General features: G+C 67.2%; 11 protein-coding genes. 3 read left to right on the plus strand and 8 right to left on the minus strand.

Going from position 1 to position 7,381, the window contains the following annotated elements; translation table 11 throughout:
• Window positions 1-7 precede the first annotated feature (7 nt).
• Window positions 8-403: an MmcQ/YjbR family DNA-binding protein gene (locus BN13_RS12320; protein ID WP_048547273.1), complete on the minus strand. Its 396-nt coding sequence runs from the start codon at window positions 401-403 to the stop codon at window positions 8-10.
• Window positions 404-426: 23 nt separating this feature from the next.
• Window positions 427-1,032 carry a class I SAM-dependent methyltransferase gene (locus BN13_RS12325; protein WP_048547275.1) on the minus strand — a complete coding sequence of 202 codons (606 nt, stop codon included), beginning with the start codon at window positions 1,030-1,032 and terminating at the stop codon, window positions 427-429.
• 154 nt (window positions 1,033-1,186) lie between these two features.
• Here BN13_RS12325 and BN13_RS12330 point away from each other — a divergent pair, with 154 nt between their 5' ends.
• Window positions 1,187-1,453, plus strand: a complete 267-nt coding sequence (locus tag BN13_RS12330; RefSeq protein ID WP_048547277.1) for a GlsB/YeaQ/YmgE family stress response membrane protein — start codon at window positions 1,187-1,189, stop codon at window positions 1,451-1,453.
• Window positions 1,454-1,517: 64 nt separating this feature from the next.
• Here the strand turns inward: BN13_RS12330 and BN13_RS12335 are convergent, their stop codons facing one another.
• The 5 genes from BN13_RS12335 to BN13_RS20025 form a co-directional block, all read right to left on the minus strand.
• Entirely contained in the window at window positions 1,518-1,712 is a 195-nt protein-coding gene (locus tag BN13_RS12335; RefSeq protein WP_048547279.1) for a hypothetical protein, read from the minus strand.
• 42 nt (window positions 1,713-1,754) lie between these two features.
• Window positions 1,755-2,093 (minus strand): HipA N-terminal domain-containing protein, encoded by a 339-nt coding sequence (locus BN13_RS12340; RefSeq protein WP_162199956.1) that lies wholly within the window; start codon window positions 2,091-2,093, stop codon window positions 1,755-1,757.
• Between the two features lie 38 nt (window positions 2,094-2,131).
• Window positions 2,132-2,455 carry a helix-turn-helix transcriptional regulator gene (locus tag BN13_RS12345; RefSeq protein ID WP_053079786.1) on the minus strand — a complete coding sequence of 108 codons (324 nt, stop codon included), beginning with the start codon at window positions 2,453-2,455 and terminating at the stop codon, window positions 2,132-2,134.
• Window positions 2,456-2,564: 109 nt separating this feature from the next.
• Window positions 2,565-3,479 carry an aminoglycoside phosphotransferase family protein gene (locus BN13_RS12350; RefSeq protein WP_048547284.1) on the minus strand — a complete coding sequence of 305 codons (915 nt, stop codon included), beginning with the start codon at window positions 3,477-3,479 and terminating at the stop codon, window positions 2,565-2,567.
• A gap of 87 nt (window positions 3,480-3,566) precedes the next feature.
• The gene (locus BN13_RS20025) at window positions 3,567-4,373 is read right to left on the minus strand and encodes a DUF4111 domain-containing protein (protein WP_268806959.1); all 807 of its coding nucleotides are present in this window, start codon (window positions 4,371-4,373) and stop codon (window positions 3,567-3,569) included.
• A gap of 155 nt (window positions 4,374-4,528) precedes the next feature.
• On the opposite strand from BN13_RS20025, the gene BN13_RS12360 reads away from it, so the two are divergent.
• On the plus strand, window positions 4,529-5,230 hold the full coding sequence (locus BN13_RS12360) for a hypothetical protein (RefSeq protein WP_048547286.1): 702 nt from the start codon (window positions 4,529-4,531) through the stop codon (window positions 5,228-5,230).
• Window positions 5,227-5,700, plus strand: a complete 474-nt coding sequence (locus BN13_RS12365; RefSeq protein WP_048547288.1) for a helix-turn-helix domain-containing protein — start codon at window positions 5,227-5,229, stop codon at window positions 5,698-5,700. The genes BN13_RS12360 and BN13_RS12365 overlap by 4 nt, the downstream gene beginning before the upstream one ends.
• Before the next feature lie 363 nt (window positions 5,701-6,063).
• On the opposite strand, the gene BN13_RS12370 is transcribed toward BN13_RS12365, so the two are convergent.
• A partial coding sequence (locus tag BN13_RS12370; RefSeq protein ID WP_048547290.1) for an HsdM family class I SAM-dependent methyltransferase occupies window positions 6,064-7,381 on the minus strand: 1,318 nt, incomplete at its 5' end.

Raw genomic sequence — 7,381 nt, forward strand, 5'->3', positions numbered from 1 at the left:
CCCGCCGCTATGCCTGAGGGGACTTCGGATCGGGCGCGGACTGGGGATCGACGCGCTCGGCGAGATGCCGTGGCGCCTGGATGCAGTAGGAGATCGCGAGGAGTTCGCCGACCTCATCCCAGTCGGTGTCCTCGTCGACGAGCATGCCGATGACATTGCTCCCCCAGTCGCTCTTGAAGTAGGGCGAGCCGAGATGGGTGAACGCGGCGACGTCATCGGGGTCGCCGCGCAGCGTGATGCGGAAGAGTTCGTCCTCGCCGCCGAAGATGTGCGCCACCGTCGCCTGCCCCACCCGCCAACGGTGTCCGATCCAGGCGCTCTCCTCGCGGCACTCAGGCAATGCGGTCGCGGCGGCGCGGAGGCGCTCGAGCATCCAGTCGGGAACGTCAGGTCGATCTCCCACGTCGTCATTGTCCCCAGGTGCCGTCAGCGCGTCGCGTGCACCACCTCGAAGATGCCGGCGCTCTCGCGGCGGGAGTCGATGATGGTCATGCCATGTCCCGGCAAGAGCGCGGCAGGTCGGCGAGTGAAGTGCTCGCCCACGAGCCGGCCGCTGACGGACTCGATGGCACGCTGGGCGAGGCGGATCGGCATACGCGTGGACGGGACGTGGTCGGCCAGGAGCAGCCGACCACCGGGTCGCAGCACGCGCACCATCTCGGTGATGGCGCGTTCGTGGCGCGGGACGCAGCACAGGCCGAAGGTGCATATCACGCTGTCAAAAGTGTTGTCTCGGAATGGAAGTTCGGCGGCATCACCCTGGTGAAGCGCTACCACGCGCCCTAATGCCTCCGCCTTGGCGCGCGTCTCCGCCAGCATTCCGCCACTCCAATCGAGCCCCGTCAGCCGGACGGTCTCGGAGTAGAGCGGCAGGTTAGCGCCTGTCCCGATGCAGACCTCCAACACCTCCCCCACGGTGCGCTCTGTCACCCACGTCCGCGCGCGTGACATCCACCGGCGTTCGATGAAGGCGGACGCCTCGTCATAGCCCGCGGCATGCCGCTCCCAGAACGCGACGGCGCGCTGCTCCATACCCACGCCACCATCATGCTGCCGAACCCTGACCCGGAACCCCAAAAATTTCCCGGACGCCAATTCGTCACGACGTCTAGACTTTGTTTAATGTATGGCTCACACTGATCGATCAGGTCCCTGATCGGCAGCCTTATCAAGGCGAATAAAGGCCATGACCCTCATCGCCTGGATCATCATCGGCGGCCTTGCCGGCTGGATTGCCTCCAAGCTCATGGGGACCGACGCGCAGCAGGGTCTGCTCCTCAACATCCTCGTCGGCATCGGCGGCGGCTTGCTCGGCGGATGGATCCTGAGCTTGTTCGGCGGCAACCCGATGGGCGACGGCTGGATCGTCAGCCTCGTCACTGCCACCTTCGGCGCCGTCGTGCTCCTCTTCCTCGTCGGCTTGGCCACGGGACGTCGCAGCATCCGCGCCTGACCGACTTCACTACACACAACGCCGCGGGCCCCAGGGGGTCCGCGGCGTTCTGCTGCCAGCGACATTAGGAAAACCGTCGCCAGCGTCCCTCGGAGACCACCTCGACGCCGCCATCCGTCACGACGATCGCGGACTCGTCATCCAGGACGTATGCCGTGCCGCCCACCTCCTCGTGCCACCGCTCGGCGTCGGCAATGGTGTTGGTGGAATCCGTCTCGGCTCGGGCAGCGAGAGCCAGCAATTCCGGGAGATCGGTCAAGGCCGGGACACCCTGATGGTCGGTGGCCTCTAACTGTCCGGCTCAGCGACGAAACCGCAGCGCTCCCTGACGCAGGTCGTCACGGACGCCGAGGAGATAGTCGACCTCGCCGAGGCTCCGAGGTTCACGGCCCTCGGCTAGTGCCTGGGCGGCCTCACGCCGCGTGATCAGGGTCCGGCCCCACCGGTCCGGCGCACAGTCTGCGAACGCGCCAAACGTCCGTTGGCCGAGATGACTCTGGTGGGCACCGGCCTGGAGCGGCAGCCCCGGTTCGAGGGAGTAGGCGCGCGGGTTGGCGATGTAGTCGGAAAAGTAAGTGAAGGTGGCGCTCTCGGTGCTGCCGCCGCGGCGGCGGTGGGAGTACAGAGTGCCGGCACTCACGTCGACCCCTCCGATGGACACGCACACGTCGACTGCGCTCACCGATCGGCCCTGCGGGTGCGAACCCGGGTCGGGAGCTTTTCCTCAGCCCGAAGGCGACCCACATCGGTTGCGTACGGATCGAGCGCCTTGGTCAGGAGGTCCAGCACACCAAGCGCGCGGGCCACCCGCAGCGCATTCTCCAAGGAGGCTCCCTGCCCGCCCTCTAGGCGCAGGACGGTGCTGCGGCTTAGGCCCGCCCGGTCGGCGACCTCTGCAACCGTTAGGTGGCGTAATTTGCGCCATGTGGTCAGGTCCCGTCCCAACCCGTCGAGGGCGCGCGCCACAGCCACTGGAGTTCGAACCCCGTTCCGATCGGTCATCGTGAGTCCCGCTAAGTGCCATGAGTGATGCATTAAGATTCTTAGGATACCAATTTTGACACATAAAATGTAGGGGAGACCCACGTACCGCCTGATCCGAGCGCGGTGTTCAGCGCAGCCGCACGCCGACCTCCGCCGCGACGGCCTCCACCATGGTGGTGAGCCGCGCGGTTCTCGCGGGCATGGAGTCGCGGTAGCCCGCCAGGGTCAGCAAACCCGGCCCGACAAAGGCCCACGTCCGCGCTCTGAGCCACGTCCCCTCATCGATGTCGGCCGCGGTTCGGAGTTGTTGGCGAGCCGGAGCACCCAACATGCTCCACGCATAGAGGAAGTCGATGGAGCGGTCGCCGATCCCCATACCCCCGAAGTCGATGACCCCCGCCAGGCGGCCGTCGAGATGGACCAGCAGGTTCTCGGCGGAGACGTCGCAGTGGACGAGGCGGGCAGGGCCAGTCGCGGGCGGGACGTCACGTAGTCGCCGCCACGCCTCGCGCACGGCATCCTCATCCAAGAGATCGGCGAGCGCCGTTGCCGCCTCGTCGGCCCACTCATCAATCGTGTCCGTGACGGGCTCGCCGCAGCGGTAGCCCCAGTGCGCCGCCCCTGCCTCCGCCCCGACCGTATCGATCGTGTGCAGGGTGCGTAGGAATTCGCCCAGACTGACGGCGAGCCGATCCTGCTGTTCAGCGTCCAGGAACCCCGGTGGTTCGCCCGTCAGCCACGTCACGATCGTCCACGGTCGTGGGAAGTATGCCGCGGGCTCGCCGACTGCAACGACCCTCGGCACGGGCGCGGGGAGCCGCCCCGCAACGTGCGGCAGCCAGCGAACCTCATTGAGCAGGCCAGGGGCGTAGCCGTGCGTCCGAGGCAACCGGACCGCCAACTCGTCACCCAGACGGAACACCCAATTGCTGCTGCCGGAGGTCGAGATCGCGCGTACCGGCAGATCGGCGAAGTCGGCGGCCTGGTCCCGCAGGAGCCGGCTCACCAGCCCGGGATCAGGGGCTGTCTCGGGGGAACTCACAATGCCCCATGGTGGTCGCCGCGCGCGGCCCCCGCCACCGACTTCCGTCGAACACGCTCAACCCGTGCCGTATGCCGCGGGGCCCGCTCAGCTGCGGTCCGCGCGGAGGGCGGCCACGGCATCGGCGACGGCACGGTCATACTCGCTTCTGTCGAACACGAAGGGTCCGAACGACCGGTAGTCGCGCGCCGCTCGGTGTGGTTGGTGGAAGTCCTGCCAGAGCACCAGATCGTCGGTCACATCGATGCGCGCGTCCAAGGGCCAGCACCCGACTTCGCCGCAGTCACAGCCGAGGAGCCAGGCGCGGCCCGGCCCCGGCCATTGCCTCGCGGCGCGCCCCAGGTAGTACTGCGTGAGATCGCCGAAGCTGAAGGACGCAGGAACGAGGCCGGAGTAGTCGCCCGCCAGTTCCCAGCGTCGCGCCTTCTCGAAGTCGGCCACAAGGTCGATGAGCGAACGGCCATTGACCACCGGCACGATTTCCGCCGGATCTTCGGCCGTGATCTCGAAGACCACGGTGTCCGTACGGCCCAGGGAGACCGGGAAGCCCCATCCATCACGCCCCGGCTGCTGCCCAGCCTCTGCGCGGATCGCCCGGGCGAGGTAGGCGGCTAGCGGTGCCGCGAGATCGCGGACGTCATTCGGCCAGGTCTCGTCGGCGTAGGTGCAGGTGAGGTAGAGGTGGCGGGCATGAGCCAGCGGAGGGCGCAGCTGTATGGGGAGCCGGGGGAGCGCCCAGTCCGCGGCCACGTCCTTCGGTGCCAGCTGCCCCGTGACGCAGGTGTGCCAGGCGCGGGCCAGAGTCAGCAAGACGTTGCGAGTGTCGTCCGGCAGATTGTCGAGGAGGGAATCAACGCCGTCCATGCTTGCTTGGACCAGATCTCCCGTCGGCACTGGGTCGAGGTGAGTGCCGAGCGGCTCCCCGAGGAGAGGAACGCTGGAACTCCCGCCGCGCCGAGACCTACATTCGCGAGATCAAAGACGGCCATCGAGCGGATCGCCGACGACCATGCCGAGGGCGCGCGTATCGGAACTGATACGATCGGGACATGGCGCGATCCCCGGGGTTGGCTGCGGTCCTTCTCTCCGCCGCGCGGCTTCAAGGGCTGGTGCCCGATGCCGTGCTGGTCGGAGGAACCGCAGCAGCAGTTCATGCCGGGCATCGGCTATCGCTGGATCATGACCACGTTCTGTGCGACCTCGCCGAGCGATATGCCGAGGTCGTCGAGGCGGTCGAGGCCAGCGAAGGATGGGTGACATCCCTTCGTGCCAGTAGCCCGCCCCTCACGCTGCTCGAGAGCCTCGACGGTATCGAGGCCGGGCTGCGGCAGCTTCGACGAACCCGCCCTCTGGAGGTCGAAGACGTCGAGCTCGGGGCCGGTGTCAGGGTGCGCGTCCCCACCCTGTCGGAGATGCTTCGCGTCAAGGCCTATCTGATCGTCCAGCGCAATGCCACCCGCGACTATCTCGACACGGCGGCACTGGTCGACCGGCTTGGAGAAGAGCCAGCGGCGGCGGTGCTCGCGAGGATCGACGACTACTACGCCGATCGGTCCAACGAGGAGGACTCGGTGCTCACGTCTCTGGTGCTGCGATTGGCCGAGCCGGCACCCAAGGACCCCAAGGTGACGAGGCAGCTGCGGTCGTACAAGGAGTTGGACCGCCGGTGGCACGACTGGGCTTCGGTGGTCGCGGTCTGCACCGATGTCGCCGATCGTCTCCTCGATCTCGTCGAGCAGGAACAGCGATGAGCGGGCCGGGACTGCGCCGGGTGCGCCACGTGGAGGTCGACCCAGCGGCGCCCGTGTCGACGTGGCCCTACGAGGCACTGGTGGCCATCCTCGAGCGTGGGTCGATCCGGGACTGGGCGGTTCTTGCGAAGGAGTTCCGGCGCGACCCCTGGGGTCCCGTCGCCCGCCAGGTGGAGGACTATCTCCACGAGCCGCAAGAGCAGCGCGAGACGGGCCTGACAGCACTCCTCCAGCGAGCGATCTCCCGTGCTCGTCAGCGGGCCGAACAAGCCGAGCGAGATGCGGTGGCCGCGCGCGTGACCCAGCTGGTCGTCGAGTCCGGCCTCAGCACCACCGAGTTCGCCGAGCGCATCGGAACCTCCCGCAGCCGGCTCTCGACCTATCGTCATGGTCGGGTCACGCCGTCGGCCACCCTGATACACCGTATGGAGCGAGTCTCCGCCCAGGCCAACGGCCACGTCGGCGGCTGAAGGTGCAGGACATGCCGCGAGGTCGCCCTCCTGCGCCACGAGGGCGCGCTACAGCCCGAACGGTGGCAGGGCAGTGTCGACTGGAAGCTCCGTCGCACCACGATTCCGTCCCGCGGCACCTCCTCCTCCGCGATCCGCAGCCGATCCGTGGTCACGTCGGCGGTGTCACTGCTGCGCAAGACCGTGCCGCGCGGATGCACTAGAGACACCGTCCCGTCCTGGACGAACCGGATCAATGGTTGTCGCTGTAGATCGGTCGCCAGCGAGCCCGCCGGGCGGTCCTTGGCGGGCACCGCGATGTCTGCGGGCCGGGTGGCTTACCGGTCTGTGGACATGCCGGTATGTGCAGCGGTTGGGAAGGGTCTACCCGATCGGTCGGGCAAGTTGTTCCTCCAACGCGCTTGCGACTGCCTCGAACTCCTCAAGAGCGGCAGTGAGGTCTTCGACGATTTCGCGCGCTAGGACGTCCGGCGAGGGCAGGTTGTCGAGATCCTCGAGGGACTCGTCCCTCAGCCAAGTGATGTCAAGGTTCGCCTTGTCGCGCGCGGTGATCTCGCTGTACGTGAACGGCTTCCAGCGCTCGCCCTCCTCCCGCTCGCCTCGCCGACCCGGTTTGTATGCCGTGACAAAGTCCTCTAGGTCGGCTCGCCGGAGGGGGTTCTGCTTGAGGGTGAAGTGCTCGTTCGTGCGCAGGTCGTAGACCCACAGCCGCTCGGTCCAGGGCTGACCGGGGCGGGCGACCTTCTTGTCGAAGAAGAGCACGTTGGCCTTGACGCCTTGGGCGTAGAAGATCCCGGTCGGCAAGCGCAACATCGTGTGCAGGTCGAAATCCGTGAGGAGTTTCCGCCGGATGACCTCGCCCGCGCCACCCTCGAAGAGCACGTTGTCCGGCAGCACGACCGCGGCCCGCCCGTTGGTGTCGAGGATCGTCATGATGTGCTGGACGAAGTTGAGCTGCTTGTTGCTCGTGGTCGCCACGAAGTCCTGGCGCTCGATCTCGCGATCTTCACGCACCTCGCGGCCGTCGGCGCCGATCATTGTCAGCGACGACTTCTTGCCGAAGGGTGGGTTCGACAGCACGACGGACCAGCGCTGGCCCGGGTCAGCGATGAGCGAATCCCGGACCTGGATCAGCGAGTCGCCGTCCGCCGTCCCCATGCCGTGCAGTAGCAGGTTCATCGCCGCCAGCCGGGCGGTCCCGTCGACCAGCTCGAAGCCGGTGACGAAAGCGTCACGGAGCTTGTCGCGCTGGATCGGCGTCATCGATTCGGCGCCCTGCGCGGCATACTCGCTCGCCACGAGGAGGAAGCCGCCGGTGCCGCACGCGGGGTCGACGACTGTGTCGTCGACTGTGGGCTGGATGACGTCGACGATGGCCTGGATGAGAGCACGTGGGGTGAAGTACTGGCCGGCGCCAGAGCCTTTGTCGGAGGCGCCCTTGCTCAGGAGTTCCTCGTAGGCATCGCCCTTGATGTCGGTACCCGTGCCGCTCCAGTTCTCCTTGTCGATGAGGTCGACGATGAGGCGCTTGAGCTTGGCCGGGTCCTGAATGCGGTTCTGTGCCTTGCGGAAGATGGTGCCGATCACGCCCGGCTGACGAGCGAGACCGTTGAGGATGCGGGTGTACTCGAACTCGAGCTGGTCGCCCTGCGCGTCCAGCAGCTTCTGCCAGGAGTACTCC

It is taken from the genome of Nostocoides jenkinsii Ben 74, assembly GCF_001046875.1.
GTDB classification, from domain to species: Bacteria; Actinomycetota; Actinomycetes; order Actinomycetales; family Dermatophilaceae; genus Nostocoides_A; species Nostocoides_A jenkinsii.